Origin of the sequence: Pseudooceanicola pacificus, assembly GCF_009789075.1 — a bacterium.
GTDB classification, from domain to species: domain Bacteria; phylum Pseudomonadota; class Alphaproteobacteria; order Rhodobacterales; family Rhodobacteraceae; genus Pseudooceanicola; species Pseudooceanicola pacificus.
In genome coordinates this window covers 481,303-501,328 of record NZ_WNXQ01000001.1, presented here as the reverse complement: position 1 = coordinate 501,328, position 20,026 = coordinate 481,303, and the positions used below count along the sequence as shown (strand labels likewise).

Below are 20,026 nucleotides of genomic sequence, written 5' to 3'. Positions count from 1 at the left end.
GAGCGGACGCAACGTGGCGCGGCCTAGCGGGCGGCGGTCGCCTCGACCTCGACCAGGAACTCCGGCCGGGTGAAGCCGGTCACGATCACCAGGGTCGAGGCGGGCCTGGGCTCCACCCCCTCCAGCCAGCGGTCACGCTCGGCCATGTAGGCCGGGAAATCCTCGCGCCGCGTGACAAAGGCGTTGATGCGCAGGACATCGGCGGCGGTCATCCCGGCCTCGGCCAGGATCGCGGTGATATTGGCAAAACACTGGCGCGCCTGGCCCGCTGCATCGGGCGCCAGCGACCCGTCGGCCGCCAGCCCCAGCTGGCCCGAGGTCACGACGATCCGCTCTACCGGGCCGGCGGCGATGCCGTGGCTGTAGGCGCCGAACGGGGCCGCGATACCCTGCGGGTTCAGCTTGTCGGGCATGGGTGTCTCCGCCTTGGGAATCAGTTCCGTCTGCTCACAACTGCCTTTTTCGCGGGCAGGGGACAGCGCAAAATGCCCAAAACAGCGGGCATTGCCGGGAAACTTGCCAGTTTTTTGCCCAATTGATCAATTTCCCGCTATGAGTTTCATCATCCGCAGGGCTTGTCCGGGTGAACCGGGCCGGACCCCCTGCCGCTGCGTTTCGCGGCAGATAACGTGTCGGGTGAAACGTCACCTTGGAGGGATGAATGACTGTCAAACGCGCCGTCGCGGCCATCACGCTTGCCGCTCTTTCCACTGCGGCCCAGGCCGCCAGCCACTCTGACATGCCCAAAGTCGTCTTTGGCACCAACTGGCTGGCCCAGGCCGAACATGGCGGCTTTTACCAGTCGGTGGCCGACGGGACCTATGCGGAATGCGGGCTGGACGTCAGCATCCTGCCCGGCGGGCCGCAGGTGAACAACCGCGCCCTGATGCTGGCCGGCAAGATCGACTATCACATGGGCGGCGACCTGCTGCAGGCCTTCAACGCCGCCAAGGAGGGCATCCCGGTCGTCGCGGTGGCCGCGGTCTTCCAGAAGCACCCGCAGGTGATCCTGGCCCACCCCGGCAAGGCCGAGACCTTCGAGGATCTCAAGAACCTGACCCTGCTGATCGGCGACAACGGCTTTGCCTCGTTTTACCAGTGGATGATCGCGGCCTATGGCTTCACCGCCGAACAGCGCGAGCCCTATACCTTCAACCCGGCGCCCTTCATCGCGGACGAGGACAAGGGCATGCAGGGCTACCTGTCCTCGGAACCCTACGTGATCGAGAAAGAAGGCGGGTTCACCCCCGATGTCTTCCTGATCGCGGATGCGGGCTATTCGACCTATGCCACCACGGTCGAAACCATGGCCGACACCATCGCGAACAAGCCCGAACAGGTGAAATGCTTCGTCGATGGGACGATCAAGGGCTGGTACAACTACCTTTACGGCGACAACTCGGCCGCGAATGCGATGATCATCGCCGACAACCCCGACATGTCGCAGGACAAGATCGACTATGCGATCGAAAAGATGCTGTCCGAAGGGATCGTCGACAGCGGCGATGCCGAGACGCTGGGCATCGGCGCCCTGACCGAGGCGAAGGTCACCGACTTCTACGACAAGATGGTCGATGCGGGCGTGATCGAGGCCGGGCTGGATTATTCCACCGCCTTCACCTCCGAATTCGTGAATGCCGGGGTCGGCATGGACCTGAAGAAGTAAGATCGCGGACCGGGGCGCCCCGCCTTGCGGGCGCCCCTGATCCCGGACGACCCATGACTGGAATTGCACCGATCCCCCCGATGGGCAGCCGCGACAAGCTGCTTGAGATGAGCGCCATCGACAAGGTGTTCAACGGCAACGTCGTGGCGCTGCGCGACATGAACCTGCAGGTGAACCAGGGCGATTTCATCTCGCTCCTCGGCCCGTCGGGCTGCGGCAAGTCCACCGCCCTGCGGCTGATCGCGGGGCTGATGCGCCCGACGACGGGGCGGATCCTCTGGGAAGGCGGGCAGACCACCGGCGACCTGGGCGTGGTGTTCCAGGAACCGACCCTGATGCCCTGGGCAACCGTGGCGCAGAATGTCTGGCTGCCGTTTCGGCTGCGCGGGAAAAGCTACAATTCCGTCAAGGACGAGGTTCTGGAGGCGCTGCGCCTCGTCGGGCTTGAGAAATTCGGCAAATCCTACCCGCGCGAACTGTCGGGCGGGATGAAGATGCGGGTCTCCATCGCCCGCGCGCTGGTCACCGGGCCGCGCCTGATCCTGATGGACGAACCCTTTGCTGCGCTGGACGAGATCACCCGCCACAAGCTGAACAACGACCTGCTGGAACTGCGCGACAAGCTGAAATGCACGGTGATCTTCGTCACCCATTCGGTGTTCGAGTCGGTCTTCCTGTCGGACCGCATCGTGGTGATGGCCGCGCGTCCGGGCCGTGTCAGCGCCGAGCTGACGGTCAACGCCCCCTATCCCCGGGGCGAGGATTTCCGCACCTCGCCGGAATATGCGGCGCTCTGCCGCGAGACCTCCGAGGCGCTGCACAACGCGATGAACGAACATGGCCAGGTGCCCGCATGACCGCCTCTGAACTGTCGCAATCCGCTGCCCGGCAACAGGCCGAACAGGTGGTGGACGAGGAAGAGGCCCGCCGCGCCCGCCGCGAGATGTGGGAGCAGATCGGCAAGTGGACCCTGCCCGCCATCGTCCTGTTCCTGGCACTGTTCGCCTGGGACCGGGTCGTGGTCTGGAACCAGATCCCGCATTACATCCTGCCCGGCCCCGGGCTGGTGCTGGAAACGCTGATCAAGGACTGGCCGATCCTGTCGGATGCGCTCTGGGTCACGCTCAAGATCACCATGATGGCCCTGTCGGTTGCTGTGATCGGCGGTGTCGGCTTGGCGGTGCTGTTCACGCAGAGCCGTTTTGTCGAGATGTCGTTCTATCCCTTCGCGGTGATCCTGCAGGTCACGCCGGTGGTGTCCATCGCACCGCTGATCTTCATCTATGTCGACAACCGGCTGGCGGGGCTGCTGCTTTGCGCCTGGATCGTGGCCTTCTTTCCGATCCTGTCGAACACCACGCTGGGCCTGAACTCGACCGACCACAACCTGCGCGACCTTTACAAGATCTACGGCGCGACCCGCTGGCAGCGGCTGCGCTATCTGCAGCTGCCGACCGCGCTGCCCTATTTCCTGGGCGGCCTGCGGATCGCCGGGGGCCTGTCGCTGATCGGCGCGGTGGTGGCGGAATATGTGGCGGGCACCGGCGGCATCGGGTCGGGGCTGGCGTTCCGCATCCTCGAAGCCGGTTACCGGCTGAACATACCGCGCATGTTCGCCGCGCTGATCCTGATTGCCGTGACGGGGGTGGTGATCTTTACACTGGCTTCGCTGCTGAGCCACCTGCTGCTGAGGAAATGGCACGAAAGTGCACTGAAACGGGAGAGTTGATGGGGTTTCGCGTTCTGCCCAGCGGCGCACTGACTCTGGATAACATCAAGGTTCCGGCCTGCCTGATCGGCGAAGAGGGCGACCTGAAGACCACCAGCCTGACCATCGACGGCGGGCGCATCACCGAAGGCGAAGGTCAGCATGTCGACATGGGCGGGGCGATCTGCCTGCCGTCTTTCGTCGACATGCACACGCATCTGGACAAGGGGCATATCTGGGCGCGTTCGCCCAACCCCGACGGCACCTTCATGGGCGCGCTGCAGACAGTGGGCGCGGATCGCGTGGCGAACTGGAGCGCCGCCGACGTGGCCGCCCGGATGGATTTCGCCCTGCGCTGCGCCTATGCCCACGGGACCAGGGCCGTGCGCACCCATATCGACAGCCTGCCGCCGCAGGCCGGGATCTCCTTCCCGGTGTTCCGCGAGATGCGGGACAGATGGGCGGGCAAGGTCGATCTGCAGGGTTCGTGCCTCGTGGCCATCGACCGGGTCGACCGGACGGGCGACTTTGCCGGCATCGCCGACATCGTGGCCGAAAGCGGCGGGGTGCTGGGCGCCGTGCTCTACCCCGTGCCCGACCTTAAGGAACGGCTGCTGGATTTCTTCCACTACGCCGCCCAACACCGGCTGGACGTGGATTTCCATGTGGACGAGACGCATGATACCGCCTCCGACACCCTGATGAGCGTGGCCGAAACCGTGCTGGAGATCGGCTGGGACCGTCCGGTGACGGTGGGGCATTGCTGCTCGATCTCGATGATGGAGGCCGACCGCGCCGCCGCGATCATCGACACGGTGGCCAGCGCCGGGCTGAACGTCGTCAGCCTGCCGATGTGCAACCTCTACCTGCAGGACCGCTCCGCCAACCGCACCCCCCGCTGGCGCGGCATCACCATGGTGCACGAGATGAAGGCGGCGGGCATCAACGTCAGCTTTGCCAGCGACAACACCCGCGACCCGTTCTATGCCTATGGCGATCTGGACATGGTCGAAGTGATGCGCGAGGCGACGCGGATCGGCCACCTGGATCACACCGGCAGCGACTGGGTCAAAGCCTTCACCGTGAACCCGGCCCATGCCTGCGGCTTTGACGCGCCCTCGCTCGCGCCCGGGTCGTCCGCCGATCTGACCCTGTTCAAGGCGCGCAGCTGGACCGAGTTCTTTGCCCGCCCGCAATCCGACCGCATCGTGATCCGCGACGGCGTGCCCATCGACCGCACCCTGCCGGATTATTCCGAACTCGATCACCTGATGAGCTGACCATGACACCAAATGCCGCCGCCGCCAAAGCCGCCCTGAGCCATATCGAGATGGACGAGGCGCCCGCCGCCATCCGCTCGAAGTCGCGGGATTTCTTCTGGTACTCGCCCATCCTCAAGGAGCGGCTGGACCACCTGGAGGCCGAATTCGTCGTGAACCCGAAGTCCGAGGCCGAGGTGATCGAGATCCTGAAGGTCTGCTATGCCCATGACGTGCCGGTCACCTGCCGAGGCGCGGGGACGGGCAATTACGGCCAGGCGATGCCGCTGTCGGGCGGCTGCCTGATGCACCTGAAGAACATGAACCGGGTCAAGGAAATCCACCCCGGCCGTGTGATCGCCGAGCCGGGGATCATCATCAAGGACCTCGATGCGCAGACCAGGGCCGAGTCCGGGCAGGAGTTGCGGATGCACCCCTCGACCTGGGCCACGGCCTCGATCGGCGGCTTTATCGCCGGCGGGTCCGGCGGGGTCGGTTCGGTCACCTGGGGCGCCTTGCGCGATCTGGGCAACATCATCCGCCTGCGCGTGGTGACGATGGAGGCAGAGCCGCGCGTGCTCGACTTCCGGGGCGAGGAACTGCACCGCGTCAGCCACGCCTACGGCACCAACGGCATCATCACCGAAGTCGAGATGCCGCTGGCCCCCGCCTATGACTGGATCGACACCTTTGTCGCCTTCGAGGATTTCCGCGAGGCGATGGAATATTCCGACGGGCTGGCCAACAACCCCGGCATCCTGGTCAAGCTGATCTCGGTCTACGAGGCGCCGATGGCCAAAGCGTATTTCCAGCGGGTCAAGGCGCATGTGACCGAGGCGGACACGCTGGTCGGCATCATGGTCGCGCCGCAATCCCTCGACGGGTTCCAGACCTTCAGCGCCCGCTGGCCCAACGCGCGGATCATCTACCGCTCCGACGATCTGCAATGGGACCGCTCGCCCGGCCCGGTGTTCGAACACGGCTGGAACCACACCACGCTGCGTGCGCTCAAGTTCGATCCCTCGATCACCTACCTTCAGGTCCGCTACAGGTTCCCGGACCATATCGAACTGGTCGAAAAGGTCCGGGCCGAATTCGGGGCCGAGGTGCTGCAACACCTGGAGGTGCTGAAGGAAAGCGGCAGGATCTGTTTCGCCGGCCTGCCGCTGGTGAAATTCTCGACCCCCGAGCGGCTGGAAGAGATCGTGAAGATCCACGAAGAGATGGGCTGCATGATCTTCAACCCGCACCGCTACACGCTGGAGGAAGGCGGCCGCCAGTCCGCCGATCAGCGGCAGCTCGACTTCAAGCGCGAGGCCGATCCCAAGGGCCTGCTGAATCCCGGCAAGATGATCACCTGGGATGAACCCGATTTCGACTACGCGAAGATCTACGCCTACAAGGGGATGCTGCCCAAGCCCGAGGCGGCGGAATGACCACACGGGCGATGATTCTCTTCGCTCATCCCGTGCCCGAAAGCTTCAACGCCGCGGTGCATCGCACCGTGGTCGACACGCTCACCGCCCGGGGCTGGGAGGTCGACGACTGCGACCTGAACGCCGAGGGCTTCCTGCCCGTCCTGACCGAGCTGGAGCGGCGCGGCTATCACGAGCAGCCCGCGAATATCGAGCCGGTGAAGGACTATGTCGAACGCCTGCGCGCGGCCGAGGCGCTGGTGATGGTCTTCCCGGTCTGGAACTTCGGCTATCCGGCGATCCTCAAGGGGTTCCTCGACCGGGTCTTCCTGCCCGGCGTCAGCTTCAAGCTGTCAGAGGCGGGGCAGGTCGAACCGGGGCTCAGGCATATCCGCAAGCTGGCCGCCTGCACCACCTATGGCGGGCGGCGGTCCCGCGCGATCCTGGTGGGCGATCCGCCGCGCAAATGCGTCACCCGCGCCCTGTGGCATGTCTGCCGTCCCGACAAGATGCGTTACATTGCGCTCTACGACATGAACAACAACACCGAGCCAAAGCTGAAGGCGCACCTGGACCGCGTGCGCCGCGAGATGGAGACATTCTGATGCGCGCCCTCGTCGTCTATTGCCACCCCCGGCCCGAAAGCTTCACCGCTGCGGTGCGCGACGTGGTCACGGCGCGGCTGAAGGCGGCAGGCGCCGAAATCCGGCTGCACGACCTCTATGCCGACGGGTTCGCCCCGGTGATGACCGGCGACGAACACGCGGGATACGAGACCTGCCCCGACAACCGCGCCCCGGTCGAAGCCGAATGCAGCGATCTCGACTGGTGCGACACGCTGATCTTCGTCTACCCGACATGGTGGTACGGGCTGCCCGCGATGCTCAAGGGCTGGCTGGACCGGGTCCTGTTGCCCGATGTGGCTTTTGTCATGCCCAGGGCGGCGGGCGAGTCGATCAGGCCGGGGCTGCAGCACATCACCCGGCTGGGGGTCTTCACCACCTGCGGCGCCTCGCGCTGGCTGACGATGTGGATCGGCGCGCCCGGGCGGCGGACCCTGACGCGCGGCGTACGGCTGCTGCTTGCGCCGCGGGCGCGCACCGCATTCGCCGCGCATTACCTGATGGACAGTTCGACCCCCGAAAGCCGCGCCCGCCACCTGGATCAGGTCGCCCGGTCGGTCGACCGGCTGGCCGCCGCACCTGCCCCGAAACCGCGCCTGAAAGAGAGCACCGCATGATCCCCATCCTCGACTGGCAGCGCTTTGCCGGGGGCACCGACGCCGAGGGTTTTGTCGCCGACCTGGGCCGGGCCTGCCGCGAAACCGGGTTCTTCCTGCTCGACGGCCACGGCGTGCCCGATCACCTGGTGGCCGAGGTCTTCGAGATGGGCGATGCCTTCTTTGCACTGCCCCAGGCCGAGAAGGCGCCGCTCGACATCCGCGCCAATCCCCACAACCGGGGCTGGGCCGCCGAAGGGTCCGAGGCGCTGGACGAGAAGAGCGGCGTGATGGACCGCAAGGAGGCGTTCAACGTCGGCTACGACCTGACGGCGGAGGACCCCCGCGTGCAGGCGGCCGAGATGTTCCGCGGCGTAAACGTCTGGCCCGATGTCCCCGGCTTTCGCGAAACGATGCTAAGCTATTACGACGCCGTGCTGAACCTGGGCCGCGCCCTGCACAAGGCCTTCGAGGCCGACCTGGGCCTGAAGCCCGGCTTTTTCGCCCCGCATTTCACCGAACCGATGGCCACCCTGCGCATCCTGTCCTACCCCGCCAGCACCGGGGGGATCGGCGCCGGGGCGCATACCGACTACGGTTCTGTCACCCTGCTGATGACCGATGGCGTGGCCGGGTTGCAGGTCAAGCCGCGCGGCGGCGACTGGACCGACGTGCCCCACGTGCCGGGTGCCTATGTGGTCAATATCGGCGACTGCCTGATGCGCTGGTCCAACGACATCTACGTTTCGACCCCGCACCGGGTGCTGCCGCCCGCGCGGCCCCGCCGCTCCATCGCCTTCTTCATGGATCCGAACCCCGACAGCGTCGTTTCGGCCCTGCCCGGCACCGGGGCGGCCAAGTACCCCGCCATCACCGGCGCCGATTACCTGCGCTCGCGCCTCGACGCGACCTACACGCCAAAGGAAGCCTGATGCGCCGCCTCGACTGGTCCGAGTACCGGACAACCGAATTCGCCGCGATGGACCCGGAAACGACCATTGCCATCCTGCCGACCGCCGCCGTGGAACAGCACGGGCCGCACCTGCCGGTAGGCGTGGACACGATGATCAACGCCGGCATGCTCGACGCCCTGCGCGCGGCCTGCCCGGACGATCTGAACATCCTGATCCTGCCGATCCAGAGCATCGGAAAATCCAACGAGCACATCCACGCCAGGGGCACGCTGACCCTGTCGGCCCAGACCGTCCTGTCGGCCTGGACCGAGGTCGGCCTGTCGATCGCCCGCGCCGGTCTGCGCAAGGTGGTGATCGTGAACTCGCATGGCGGCAACCTCGACCTGGTGTCGATCCTGTCGCGCGAACTGCGGGTGCGCGCCGGGATGCTGGCGGTGAAATGCCAGTGGGGCAGCTTTGGCCGCCCCGAGGGGATGTATTCGCAGCAGGAAGGCACCTATGGCATCCACGGCGGCGATTTCGAAACCTCGCTGATGCTGCATTTCCGCCCCGAACTGGTGGACATGTCCCAGGCCGAGGATTTCCGATCCACCGCCGAGTCAACGCCGATCCTGCCGACCGGCGGGATCTCCTTCGGCTGGGTCTCGTCCGACCTGAACCCCAAGGGCACGGTGGGCGAGGCGCACCTCGCCACCGCGGAGAAGGGCCGCGCCACCTGCGACCATGCCGTGGCCGGGATGGTCGATCTGCTGCGCAAGGTCCGCGACTGGCCCCTGCCGCCCTTCGCCCCCACAATGCCGCCGCTCTGAGCGCGGGCCACCCGGCGGTGCGCCCGGGGCCTCAACCGGCGCGGCGGGCACCTCGCCCGCCCGAATGACCGCAGGTTGAAAAGACCGGCCCCAGGCCCGCGCCCCATGCTACATTCTTGATCGACCGGTCAAGAATCCGCCATGCTGTTCGTGACCGAAGGCAACGCCCCATAGCGCGGCCCCGCCCGGCGGTGGCAGACTGGCGCAGGGAAAGCGAGGGACAGATGACCGATCTCATCGTCAGGAATGCCACGCTGCCGGATGGCCGCAGGGGGATGGACATCGCCATCGCCGCTGGCCGCATCGCCGATGTCGCCCCCGCCATCCCCGCCGCTGCCGCGACCGAGCTCGACGCCGGCGGCCGCCTTGTCTCGCCGCCCTTTGTCGATGCGCATTTCCACCTCGACGCCACGCTCTCGCTCGGCATGCCCCGGCTCAACCAATCCGGCACCCTGCTGGAGGGGATCGCCCTCTGGGGCGAGCTCAAGGACACCATGCTCACCGTCGACGGCATGATCGAACGGGCGCTGCGCTACTGCGACCTTGCCGTGTCGCGCGGGCTGCTGGCGATCCGCAGCCATGTCGACACCTCCGACCCGCAGCTGCGCACAGCCGAGGCCATGATCGCCGTGCGCGAGCAGGTGAAGGACTATATCGACCTGCAGCTTGTCGCCTTTCCGCAGGACGGCTACCTGCGCGCGCCCGGTGCGATCGGGCTGATGACCCGTGCGCTCGACATGGGTCTCGACGTGGTCGGCGGCATCCCGCATTTCGAACGCACCATGTCCGAGGGCGCCGAGTCCGTCGCCGCGCTCTGCCGCATCGCCGCCGAGCGGGGCCTGCCCGTCGATCTGCATTGCGACGAAAGCGACGACCCGATGTCCCGCCATGTCGAGACGCTGGCCCGCGAAACCATACGCCACGGGTTGCAGGGCCGCGTCGCCGGATCGCACCTGACCTCGATGCATTCGATGGACAATTACTACGTCTCGAAACTGCTGCCCCTGATGGCCGAGGCGCAGATCGCAGCGATCGCGAACCCGCTGATCAACATCACCCTGCAGGGCCGCCACGACACCTATCCCAAGCGCCGCGGCCAGACCCGCGTGCCCGAGATGATGGCGGCCGGCCTCACCGTCGCCTTCGGCCATGACTGCGTGATGGACCCCTGGTACCCGCTCGGCTCCGGCGACATGCTCGAAGTCGCCTCGATGGGCCTGCATGTCGCGCAGATGACCTCGCCCGAGGGCATGCGCGCCGCCTTCGACACCGTCACCGTCAACGCGGCCAGGGCCATCGGCCTGCAGGGCTATGGCCTCGATCCCGGCTGCAACGGCGACCTCGTCATCCTCGATGCCCGCGATCCCGTCGAGGCGATCCGCCTGCGCGCCACCCGCCTGCATGTGGTGCGCCGGGGGCGGGTCATCGCCTCGGCCCCGCCGGCGGCCGCCTCGCTCTTCCTTCAATCGCGGCCCGGAACGGTCAACCCGGCCGATTACGCACCCAGAACATGACCAACAGAGAGGGACACCACATGACCAGACGCTGGACGGCCACACGCCGCACCTTCCTCCAGGGCTCCGCCGCCACGGGCCTGCTGCTCGCCGCGCCGCCGGTGATCGGCCAGGCCAGGATCAAGGTCGCCGGCATCCACGGCTCCCCGGTCGAAAACGCCTGGAACTCGCGCCTGCACGGGGCGATGGTGGAGGCCGCCGCCGACGGCTCCATCGAATATGTCTTCTCCGAAGGCGTCGCGGGGACCGATTACATCCGCGCCATCCGCGAATATGCCGAGGACGGCGCGCAACTCATCGTGGGCGAGGTCTACCCCGTGGAATCCGAGGCCCGCGAAGCGGCGGCCGACTATCCCGACGTCGCCTTCCTCATGGGCTCCTCGGGCGAACCCTCGGGCGAGAATTTCGGCACCTTCGGCACCTGGAACCACGAAGGCGCCTATCTCGCCGGCATGCTCGCCGCCCATATGTCCGAAAGCGGCAAGTTCGGCGCCGTCGGCGCGATCCCGATCCCCGAGGTCAACATGCTGATCAACGGCTTCCGCGCCGGCGTCGATTCCGTGCGCGACGATGCCGAACACCTGATCGGCTTCATCGGCACCTTCTTCGACCCGCCCAAGGCGCGCGAAGCCGGTCTCGCCCAGGTCGACGCCGGGGCCGACATCCTCTTCGGCGAACGCATCGGCACGGCGGATGCGGCGAAAGAGGCCGGGATCAAGGCCATCGGCTCGCTCATCGACTACACCCCGCGCTACCCCGACACGGTCTTCGCCAATGCCATGTGGTACTTCCGCCCGCTGCTCGACGCGGCGGTGGCCGACAAGCTGGCGGGCGGCCCCAACGGTCGCAACTACACGCCCTACTGCCTGATGAAGGAAGGCGGCAACGACATCGCCTATACCGCAAGCATGGTCCCGGCCGAGGCGATCGGCCCGATGGAGGATGCGCGCGCCGCGATCAAGGCAGGCGATCTCGAAGTACCCATCGACTTCAGCGAACCCACCTGAGGGCAAGACCCGCACCCCGGGCTTCCTCTTGCCGGAAATATGCCGGGGGAGTCGCGGGCGCAGCACGCGACGGGGGCAGAGCCCCCTGACCAAAAGCATCGTGTGCGCGGGCGCCAGCCCGCGCTCCGCTGGATCAGACCCCGCCCAAAAGGCGCCCCGCATGACCGATGTCCTTCACCTCGCCAATATCACCAAGCGCTTCGGCGAGACGCTGGCCAATGACGACATCTCGATCCGCCTCGCCAGGGGCGAGCTCCTGGCGCTGCTTGGCGAGAACGGCGCGGGCAAGACCACCCTGATGAACATCCTCTTCGGACATTACACCCCCGATGCGGGCAGCGTGACGGTGAACGGCAGGCCCCTGCCGCTCGGCCGGCCGCGCCATGCCATCGCGGCGGGCGTCGGCATGGTGCACCAGCACTTCACCCTCGCCCCCAATCTCTCGGTCCTCGAAAACGTCATCTGCGGCACCGAATCCCTCTGGCGCCCCCGCTCCGCCCGGGCCGCCGCGCGGGCGAAACTCGCCGCCCTCTCGGAACGCTTCGGCCTCGCCGCCGACACCGAGGCGATGGTCTCGGACCTCTCGGTCGGGGAACGCCAGCGGGTCGAGATCCTCAAGGCGCTCTACAACGACGCCTCAATCCTGATCCTCGACGAACCCTCCGGCGTGCTGACCCGCCCCGAGGCCGAACGCCTCTTCGCCACCCTGCGCGGCATGGCCGCCGAGGGGCTGTCGATCATCTTCATCTCGCACAAGCTGCACGAGGTCATGTCGGCCTCCGACCGCGTCGTCATCCTGCGCGGCGGCCGCGTCGCCGCCGAACGCCGCACAGCCGAGACCAGCAAGGAGGAACTGGCCGAACTGATGGTCGGCCGCCGCGTCGAACGCCCGCAGCGCCAGGCCCGCCCCGCCGGCGCCCCGGTGATCGAGGCGCGCGGCATCGACGTGGTCGAAGGCGGCGCGCTCCGGCTCGAAGGGGTGGATTTCACCCTGCATGCGGGCGAGGTGCTGGGCATCATCGGCGTCTCGGGCAACGGCCAGTCGACGCTGGGCCGCCTGCTCTCGGGCCTCGCCGCCCCCGCCCGCGGCCGGCTGAGCCTGCAGGCCCGTGATGCCGGCGCCGCCACCCCCGGAGAGCTGATCGCCCTGGGCGTCGCCCGCATCCCCGAGGACCGCAATGCCGAAGGCGCGGTCGGCAGCTTCCCGCTCTGGCAGAACGCGGTGCTGGAGCGCATCGCCGATCCGCGCTTTTCGACCCTCGGCCTCGTCCGCTCGGGCGCGGCAAAGGCCTTCTGCGCCGGGATCATCCGCCGCTTCGACATACGCGGCGGCGGGCCGGAAACGGAAACCCGCCTGCTCTCGGGCGGCAACATGCAGAAACTCATCTTTGGTCGGAACCTCGCCGACACGCCGAAGGTGCTGATCGCCGCCCAGCCGACCCGCGGTCTGGACGAGGGCGCCATCGCCGCGGTGCACCGCGAGATCCTGGACGCCCGCGCCAAGGGCTGCGCCGTGCTGCTGATCACCGAGGATCTGGACGAGGCCCTCGCCCTGAGCGACCGCGTCCGCGCCATCGTCAAGGGCCGCCTCTCGCCCCCCGTCGCGACCGACGGTCTGGAAGCGCAGCGCCTGGGCCTGATGATGGCCGGGGAATGGGAGGGTCTGGATGCGGCCTGAACCGACGCGACTTTCGGCCGATCGGGACGAAACGCTTGCGGCCAGAGGTCCCGGCGCGCGGCCGGGACCCCGCAGCGCACCGCAGAGCGATCGAGGCAAGACCCGTGCAGTTTGAACGCCGCGCCCGGCCGCCGATCTGGCTGACCCTCGGCGCGCCGCTGATCGCGGTGGCCGTGGCCCTGCTGCTGGCCGGCGGGCTGATCGCACTGTCCGGCGCGCCGGTCTTCGAGGCCTTCGGGCGCATCGCCAGCTCGGCCTTCGGATCGCGCCTGGCGCTGACCGAGACGCTGACCCGCACCACGCCGCTGATCCTGACCGGCCTCGCCGCCGCCGTCGCCTTTCGCGCGCGGGTCTGGAACATCGGGGCCGAGGGGCAATTCTACCTCGGCGCCTTTGCCGCCGTCTGGGCGGCGCGCGGGATCGACCTGCCCTGGCCGCTGCTGATCCCGGTGCTGATGCTGACGGGCGCACTGGCGGGGGTCGTGCTGCTGGTGATCCCCGTCATCCTGCGCCTGCGCAGCGGGGTGGACGAGGTCGTGACCACGCTGCTGCTGAATTTCATCGTCCTGCTCTTCGTCTCTCTCGCGGTCGAGGGCTTCCTGCGCGACCCGATGGCCTTTGGCTGGCCGAAATCGGTGCCGCTGCCCGCCGATGCCAGGCTCGACAAGCTGGTGGCGAAGTCGCGGCTGCACACCGGGCTTTTCATCGCGCTGGCCTGCGCGGTGGCGGTCTGGGCGCTGGACCGGTTCTCGGTCTTCGGCCTGCGTTCCCGCGCTGCCGGGGCCGCGCCCGAGGCGGCGGCCTTTGCCGGCGTGCCGCTCGGGCGCACGCTGGTAAAGGTCGCCTGCCTGTCGGGCGGGCTGGCCGGGCTTGCCGGCGCGATCGAGGTGATGGGCGTGCGCGGCTACCTGACGACCGACCTTTCGCCGGGGTTCGGCTATTCCGGCATCGTGGTGGCCATGCTGGCCAACCTCAACGCGCTGGGTGTGGTGGCGGCGGCGCTGTTCGTCGCGGCGGTCTTTGTCGGCACCGACGGGATGAGCCGCGCGCTGGAAGTGCCGAGCTACATCGCCGATGTCACCGTCTCGCTTTCGCTGCTGGCGATGCTGGTCGCGCTCTTCTTCGCGCAGTGGAGGATCCGGCGATGAGCGCGCTCGACATCCTGTTCACCGTCGGGCTCTGGGCCTCGGTCCTGCGCATCGCGACGCCGCTGATCTTCGGCACGCTTGGCGCGCTGCTCTGCGAACGGGTCGGCGTGCTGAACCTTGGGATCGAGGGGATCATGACCTTTGGCGCGATGGCGGGCTGGCTGACGGTCTACAGCGGCGGCGACCTCTGGACCGGGCTTTTGATGGCGGCGCTGGCGGGGGCGGTCTTTGGCTGGCTGCACGCGGTGCTGACGGTGACGCTGGGCCTGTCGCAGCATGTGACCGGGCTGGGCATCACGCTCTTCGGGTCGTCTGTCAGCTACTACATCTTCCGCCTGGCGGTGCCGGTGCAGGGCACCCCGCCCACGATCGAGGCCTTTGCCCCCCTCGGCCTGGGCGCGGGCATTCCCGGTATTGGCCCGATCCTGGCCGCGCAGACGGCGCCCACCTGGCTGGCCATCGCGGTGGCGGTGCTGCTGGCCTGGCTGCTGGCGCGCACCCCCCTGGGCCTGGCGCTGCGGATGACCGGCGAGAATCCCCACGCGGCCGAGGCGCAGGGGCTGGACCCGATCCTGCTGCGCTATGGCGCGGTGATCGCGGGATCGGCGCTGATGGCGCTTGGCGGGGCCTTCCTGACCATGTCGGCCTTCAACAGCTTCTTCCCGACGATGGTGCAGGGGCGGGGCTGGGTCTGCATCGCGCTGGTGGTCTTTTCGACCTGGCGGCCGTCGCGGGCGCTGCTCGGTGCCGTGCTTTTCGCGCTGTTCGACGCCTACCAGCTGCGGCTTCAGACATCCTTCGGCAAGGCGGTACCCTACCAGCTGTTCCTGATGCTGCCCTACCTGCTGTCCATCGTGGCGCTGGTGGTCATGTCGCGCCGCGCGCGGGTGCCGCAGGCGCTGATGCAGCCGTTCCGCAAGGGCAGCCGCTAAAACATCTGCGCTGCGGCCACGGCGCGTTTCCACCCGGCATATTTGGCCTCGCGCGTGTCACGCTCCATCGCGGGCTGGAAACTGCGTTCCAGGGCCCACCCGGCGCCAAAGGCCTCCATGTCCGGGTAAATCCCGGCGCGTTGCCCGGCAAGCCAGGCGGCGCCCATGGCCGTTGTCTCCAGCACCTCGGGCCGGTCGACCTGCGCGCCGGTGATGTCGGCGACGAACTGCATCGCCCAGTCCGACGCGCTCATCCCGCCGTCGACGCGCAGGGCGGTTTCGCCCTTGGCACCCCAGTCTTGCTGCATCGCTTCCAGCAGGTCGCGGGTCTGGTAGCCGACGCTTTCCAGCGCGGCGCGTGCCATGTCGGCGGGGCCGGTGTTGCGGGTCAGGCCGAAGACGGCGCCGCGGCAGTCGGCATTCCAGTGCGGCGCGCCCAGCCCGGTGAAGGCGGGCACAAGCACCACGTTCTGCGCCGGGTCGGCCTTGGCCGCCAGGGGCTGGGTCTCGCCCGCCTCGCGGATCAGCTTCAGCCCGTCGCGCAGCCATTGCACCACGGCCCCGGCGACGAAGATCGACCCTTCGAGCGCATAGGTCGGCTTGCCGTCCATCTGATAGGCGATGGTGGTCAGCAGGCGATTGGTCGAGACGACGGCATTGTCGCCGGTGTTCAGCAGGGCGAAACACCCGGTGCCATAGGTGGATTTCATCATCCCGGGCCGGAAACAGGCCTGGCCGATGGTGGCGGCCTGCTGGTCGCCCGCGACGCCCAGGATCGGGATCTCGGCCCCGAAGAGATCGCCCCGGGCCATGCCGAAATCGCTGGCGCAGTCGCGCACCTCGGGCAGCATCGACATGGGCACGCGGATCAGTTCGCACATCTCGGGCGACCAGGCGCCCTTGCGGATGTCGTAAAGCATGGTGCGGGCGGCATTGGTCGCATCGGTGACATGCACACGGCCCGAGGTGAGTTTCCAGATCAGCCAGCTGTCAACGGTGCCAAAGGCCAGCTCGCCGGCCTCGGCCCGGGCGCGGGCGCCGTCGACATGGTCGAGCACCCAGGCGGCCTTGGTGGCCGAAAAATACGGGTCGAGCAGCAGGCCGGTGCGTTCGGTCACGGCGGGTTCGTGCCCCTCGTCGCGCAGGCGGCGGCACAGGTCCGAGGTGCGGCGGTCCTGCCAGACGATGGCGTTGTGCAGCGGCTCGCCGGTCTTGCGGTCCCAGATCACGGTGGTTTCGCGCTGATTGGTGATGCCGATGGCGGCGATGTCGGCGGCGCGCAGCCCGGCCTTTTCCATCACCTGACGGCAGGTCGCGGCGGTGGTGGTCCAGAGGTCGGAGCAGTCATGCTCTACCCAGCCCGAGGCGGGGTAGTGCTGGGTGAACTCCTGCTGCGCGACGGCTGCGATCTTCATCTGGCCGTCGAACAGGATGGCCCGGCTGGACGTCGTTCCCTGGTCGATCGCAAGAATATGGCCCACGGACACCTCCCCTTGTCGCAGGCCGGCCCGGACGCTGGGCCCGGGCCGGTCGAGGTTTCAGGATTGCAGCGAACGGGCCGGAACCGCAAGGCCCCGGCCCGATGCAGGCATCACTGCCAGGATTTCACCAGCTCGTCATACGAGATGGTCTTGGGCTCTTCGTCCTCGTTGGCCAGCTTCGCCTTGGGCGAACCGGGCTGCGAGAGCCAGTAGTCGGCGCCCTTCTCCTCGTTCATCTTCGGACCCAGATCGCCCTGGACCCCGGCGCGTTCCAGACGCTCCAGCACCTTTTCCTGATCGGCGCAGAGCGCATCCAGCGCCTCTTGCGGGGTCTTGGCACCCGACATGGCGTCGCCGATGTTCTGCCACCACAGCTGTGCCAGCTTGGGATAGTCGGGCACGTTGGTGCCGGTCGGCGACCACTGGACGCGGGCCGGCGAGCGGTAGAATTCCACCAGGCCGCCCAGTTTCGGCGCGCGCTCGGTGAAGCTGGGATCCTGGATGGTGGATTCGCGGATGAAGGTCAGGCCGACATGGCTTTTCTTCACGTCCACGGTCTTGGACGTCACGAACTGGGCGTAGAGCCATGCGGCCTTGGCCCGGTCATCCGGGGTGGATTTCAGCAGCGTCCACGACCCCACGTCCTGATAGCCGATCTTGGTGCCTTCCTCCCAGTAGACGCCATGCGGCGAGGGGGCGAGGCGCCATTTCGGCGTGCCGTCGTCGTTCATCACCGGCAGGCCGGGTTCGACCAGCGAGGCGACAAAGGTGGTGTACATAAACATCTGCTGGGCGATGTTGCCCTGCGCCGGGACGGGACCCGCCTCGGAGAAGGTCATGCCCATGGCGGCGGGGGGCGAATACTTGTTCAGCCACTCGATCGCCTTGGTCACGGCATAGACGCCGGCCGGAGAGTTCGTCGCCCCGCCGCGCGCCATGCACGAGCCGACGGGCTGCGATTGCTCGTTCACCCGGATGCCCCATTCGTCGACCGGCAGGCCGTTGGGTTCGCCCTTGTCGCCCATGCCGGCCATCGACATCCACGCATCGGTGTACCGCCAGCCGAGCGAGGGGTCCTTCTTACCGTAGTCCATGTTGCCATAGACTTTCTGGCCGTCGATTTCCTTGCCGGTAAAGAATTCGGCAATGTCCTCGTAGGCCGCCCAGTTGACCGGAACGCCCAGGTCATAGCCGTATTTCTCTTTGAACTCGGCCATGATCTCGGGGTCGGTGAACCAGTCGTAGCGGAACCAGTAGAGGTTCGCGAACTGCTGGTCGGGCAGCTGGTACAGGTCGCCATCCGGCCCGGTGGTGAACTGCAGGCCGATGAAATCGTCCAGGTCCAGGGTCGGGCTGGTGACGTCGGCGCCTTCGCCCGCCATCCACTTGGTCAGGCTGCGCGCCTGCTGATAGCGCCAGTGGGTGCCGATCAGGTCGGAGTCGTTGACATAGGCGTCATAGACGTTCTGGCCCGACTGCATCTGCGTCTGCAGCTTTTCCACCACGTCGCCTTCGCCGATGAGGTCGTGGGTGACCTTGATGCCGGTGATCTTCTCGAATGCGGGGGCCAGGACCTGGCTCTCGTATTCATGGGTCGTGATGGTTTCCGACACGACCTTGATCTCCATCCCCTGGAAGGGCTGGGCCGCGTCGATGAACCACTGCATCTCGGCTTCCTGGTCGGCACGGCTGAGCGACGACAGGTCGCCGATCTCGGCGTCCAGGAACTCCTGCGCCGCCTGCATGTCGGCAAAGGCCGGCATCGCGCTAAAGGCGATGGCAGCGATCACCGCGGTGGTCGATCTGAGTTTCGGGGTCATTCTGTTCCTCCCATGTGACAGATGTCTTGCAGCCGGTCCCGCCCCTTGGGGACCAACCGTTTTCCTTCAGCTACACCCAGCGGAACACCGCCGCGGCATAGATCAGGCATACGATCAGGGCGTAGGGTTGATGCGCCCCGACCAATCCGAGCCAGGCCAGGTTGATGAAGGCCGAGCCGAGAAGCGTGATGAAGAGCCGGTCGCCCCGCGTCGTCTCGATCCCCAGCACGCCGGTGCGCGGGGTTTCGGGATAGCGGATCGCCAGCACGGTGAAGGTGATCAGCAGCGTGGCGATGACCATGAAAAAGATCGCGGTCGGCCAGGTCCAAGCCATCCATGCCATGTCAGATCTCCCTCTGCTTGGGGCGGTGCACCCGGCCCGGCGCAAGCCGGGCAGCGCCCGACCTCCCCCCGGAGGGCGCTTTTGGCGATGTCATCCGCCGCCGGATCGACGTGAAAGCTTTCGGGCGCATGCGCGGCACCGGCGTTTCGACCGCGCCCCCCAGGTCGGGCGCTGCCCGGCTTGCGCCTGCGGCAACTGTCGGGCTCAGATGGATAGCAGGTGGCGCCATCACACCCTCCCCAGGGCAAAGCCCTTGGCGATGTAGTTCCGCACGAACCAGATCACGAGCGCGCCGGGCACGATGGTCAGCACGCCGGCCGCCGCCAGCACGCCCCAGTCGACCCCGGCCGCGCCCTGCGTGCGGGTCATGATGGCCGAGATCGGCTTGGCATCCACCGTGGTCAGCGTCCGCGACAACAGCAGTTCGACCCATGAGAACATGAAGCAGAAGAACGCGGCCACCCCGATCCCGCTGGCAATCAGCGGCATGAAGATCCGCACGAAGAAGCGCGGGAAGGAATAGCCGTCGATATAGGCCGTCTCGTCGATTTCCTTGGGCACGCCGCGCATGAACCCTTCGAGGATCCAGACCGCCAGCGGCACGTTGAACAGGCAATGCGCCAGCGCCACCGCGATATGCGTGTCAAACAGCCCGACCGAGGAATAGAGCTGGAAGAACGGCAGCGCAAAGACCGCGGGCGGCGCCATCCGGTTGGTCAGCAGCCAGAAGAACAGATGCTTGTCGCCCAGGAAATGATAGCGCGAAAAGGCGTAGGCGGCGGGCAGCGCGACGGTCAGCGAGATCGCCGTATTCATCACCACGTAGATCAGCGAATTGACATAGCCCATGTACCACGCCGGGTCCGTCAGGATGGTGCGGTAATTGTCCAGCGTCGGGTTCTGCGGGATCAGGGAAAAGGTGCTGAGGATTTCGGTATTGGTCTTCAGGCTCATGTTCACGAGCCAGTAGATCGGCACCAGCAGGAACAGCAGGTAAAGCGTCATCACGATGGCGCTGGAGTTCACGCGGACCCGCGACCTTGAGGGGGCGTGAGCGATGGTGGCGTCGGTCATCGGGGCGCTCCTGTGGTGGTGACGTTGGCGCAGCGGTCG

At 67.2% G+C, this 20,026-nt stretch carries 19 protein-coding genes; 14 read left to right on the top strand and 5 right to left on the bottom strand.

Annotation, left to right across the window (positions count from 1 at the left end; all coding sequences use genetic code 11):
- Positions 1-23: 23 nt before the first annotated feature.
- Complete coding sequence (locus GLS40_RS02335) at positions 24-413, bottom strand: RidA family protein (RefSeq protein WP_160380984.1); 390 nt, start codon at positions 411-413, stop codon at positions 24-26.
- 248 nt (positions 414-661) lie between these two features.
- Here GLS40_RS02335 and GLS40_RS02330 point away from each other — a divergent pair, with 248 nt between their 5' ends.
- The 14 genes from GLS40_RS02330 (at position 662) to GLS40_RS02265 (ending at position 15,269) form a co-directional block, all read left to right on the top strand.
- Positions 662-1,666, top strand: coding sequence for an ABC transporter substrate-binding protein (locus tag GLS40_RS02330; RefSeq protein WP_160380983.1), 1,005 nt, complete (start codon positions 662-664; stop codon positions 1,664-1,666).
- 53 nt (positions 1,667-1,719) lie between these two features.
- Positions 1,720-2,523, top strand: coding sequence for an ABC transporter ATP-binding protein (locus tag GLS40_RS02325; RefSeq protein WP_235905742.1), 804 nt, complete (start codon positions 1,720-1,722; stop codon positions 2,521-2,523).
- Positions 2,520-3,395: an ABC transporter permease gene (locus GLS40_RS02320; RefSeq protein WP_160380982.1), complete on the top strand. Its 876-nt coding sequence runs from the start codon at positions 2,520-2,522 to the stop codon at positions 3,393-3,395. The genes GLS40_RS02325 and GLS40_RS02320 overlap by 4 nt, the downstream gene beginning before the upstream one ends.
- Entirely contained in the window at positions 3,395-4,654 is a 1,260-nt protein-coding gene (locus GLS40_RS02315) for a cytosine deaminase (protein ID WP_160380981.1), read from the top strand. The genes GLS40_RS02320 and GLS40_RS02315 overlap by 1 nt, the downstream gene beginning before the upstream one ends.
- Positions 4,655-4,656: 2 nt before the next feature.
- Positions 4,657-6,069 carry an FAD-binding oxidoreductase gene (locus GLS40_RS02310; protein WP_160380980.1) on the top strand — a complete coding sequence of 471 codons (1,413 nt, stop codon included), beginning with the start codon at positions 4,657-4,659 and terminating at the stop codon, positions 6,067-6,069.
- Positions 6,066-6,653: an NAD(P)H-dependent oxidoreductase gene (locus tag GLS40_RS02305; RefSeq protein WP_160380979.1), complete on the top strand. Its 588-nt coding sequence runs from the start codon at positions 6,066-6,068 to the stop codon at positions 6,651-6,653. The genes GLS40_RS02310 and GLS40_RS02305 overlap by 4 nt, the downstream gene beginning before the upstream one ends.
- Positions 6,653-7,288 (top strand): NAD(P)H-dependent oxidoreductase, encoded by a 636-nt coding sequence (locus tag GLS40_RS02300; protein ID WP_160380978.1) that lies wholly within the window; start codon positions 6,653-6,655, stop codon positions 7,286-7,288. Before GLS40_RS02305 ends, GLS40_RS02300 begins: the two co-directional genes overlap by 1 nt.
- A complete protein-coding gene (locus GLS40_RS02295; RefSeq protein ID WP_160380977.1) occupies positions 7,285-8,199 on the top strand; it encodes an isopenicillin N synthase family dioxygenase in 915 nt (304 codons plus the stop codon). Before GLS40_RS02300 ends, GLS40_RS02295 begins: the two co-directional genes overlap by 4 nt.
- The gene (locus GLS40_RS02290; protein ID WP_160380976.1) at positions 8,199-8,990 is read left to right on the top strand and encodes a creatininase family protein; all 792 of its coding nucleotides are present in this window, start codon (positions 8,199-8,201) and stop codon (positions 8,988-8,990) included. Before GLS40_RS02295 ends, GLS40_RS02290 begins: the two co-directional genes overlap by 1 nt.
- Before the next feature lie 224 nt (positions 8,991-9,214).
- Positions 9,215-10,504, top strand: a complete 1,290-nt coding sequence (locus GLS40_RS02285) for an amidohydrolase family protein (RefSeq protein WP_160380975.1) — start codon at positions 9,215-9,217, stop codon at positions 10,502-10,504.
- A gap of 20 nt (positions 10,505-10,524) precedes the next feature.
- On the top strand, positions 10,525-11,511 hold the full coding sequence (locus tag GLS40_RS02280) for a BMP family protein (RefSeq protein ID WP_160380974.1): 987 nt from the start codon (positions 10,525-10,527) through the stop codon (positions 11,509-11,511).
- Positions 11,512-11,671: 160 nt separating this feature from the next.
- Positions 11,672-13,189, top strand: coding sequence for an ABC transporter ATP-binding protein (locus GLS40_RS02275; RefSeq protein ID WP_160380973.1), 1,518 nt, complete (start codon positions 11,672-11,674; stop codon positions 13,187-13,189).
- Positions 13,190-13,293: 104 nt separating this feature from the next.
- Positions 13,294-14,337: an ABC transporter permease gene (locus GLS40_RS02270; RefSeq protein ID WP_160380972.1), complete on the top strand. Its 1,044-nt coding sequence runs from the start codon at positions 13,294-13,296 to the stop codon at positions 14,335-14,337.
- Complete coding sequence (locus GLS40_RS02265) at positions 14,334-15,269, top strand: ABC transporter permease (protein WP_160380971.1); 936 nt, start codon at positions 14,334-14,336, stop codon at positions 15,267-15,269. Before GLS40_RS02270 ends, GLS40_RS02265 begins: the two co-directional genes overlap by 4 nt.
- Here GLS40_RS02265 and glpK read toward each other — a convergent pair.
- From glpK to GLS40_RS02245, 4 genes are all read right to left on the bottom strand, one after another.
- Positions 15,266-16,750 (bottom strand): glycerol kinase GlpK, encoded by a 1,485-nt coding sequence (gene glpK / locus GLS40_RS02260; RefSeq protein WP_160380970.1) that lies wholly within the window; start codon positions 16,748-16,750, stop codon positions 15,266-15,268. The genes GLS40_RS02265 and glpK overlap by 4 nt on opposite strands.
- A 110-nt stretch (positions 16,751-16,860) precedes the next feature.
- On the bottom strand, positions 16,861-18,570 hold the full coding sequence (locus GLS40_RS02255) for an ABC transporter substrate-binding protein (protein WP_160380969.1): 1,710 nt from the start codon (positions 18,568-18,570) through the stop codon (positions 16,861-16,863).
- Positions 18,571-18,640: 70 nt separating this feature from the next.
- Positions 18,641-18,913, bottom strand: coding sequence for a DUF2160 domain-containing protein (locus tag GLS40_RS02250; RefSeq protein ID WP_160380968.1), 273 nt, complete (start codon positions 18,911-18,913; stop codon positions 18,641-18,643).
- Between the two features lie 228 nt (positions 18,914-19,141).
- Positions 19,142-19,987, bottom strand: a complete 846-nt coding sequence (locus GLS40_RS02245) for a carbohydrate ABC transporter permease (RefSeq protein WP_160380967.1) — start codon at positions 19,985-19,987, stop codon at positions 19,142-19,144.
- Positions 19,988-20,026 lie beyond the last annotated feature (39 nt).